The organism is Streptomyces sp. NRRL WC-3549, from assembly GCF_000721935.1.
GTDB lineage: Bacteria > Actinomycetota > Actinomycetes > Streptomycetales > Streptomycetaceae > Streptomyces.
This window is the reverse complement of record NZ_KL585442.1, coordinates 2,235-2,528: the sequence shown is the minus strand read 5'-3', so window position 1 is coordinate 2,528 and position 294 is coordinate 2,235. Positions and strand designations below refer to the sequence as shown.

Here is a 294-nt window from a genome sequence, read left to right as displayed (position 1 = left end):
CCCCCCGCGCCTACCGGCTGTTCTCCTACGCCACCGCCTCCCGCGTGCTGCACGACGAGGGCGGACCGGCCGGGGCCTCCTCCAGCCTCAACAAGGTCTACTGGTCCGAGCTGGACATCGCCCTGCACGAGACGGCGCTCGACCTGCTCGGCCCGCTCGGCGAACTCGCCGACCACGCCACGGAGGCACCCGCGGCGGGCGGCTGGGCCGAGGGCTACACCTTCTCCCTGGCCGGCCCGATCTACGCCGGCACCAACGAGATCCAGCGCGACATCATCGCCGAGCGGCTGCTCG

1 protein-coding gene is annotated in these 294 nt (G+C 73.1%); it reads left to right on the top strand.

Going from position 1 to position 294, the window contains the following annotated elements; translation table 11 throughout:
• Positions 1–294, top strand: a 294-nt coding sequence (locus IH13_RS0133415; RefSeq protein ID WP_031090436.1) for an acyl-CoA dehydrogenase family protein, incomplete at both ends; no start/stop codon positions are given.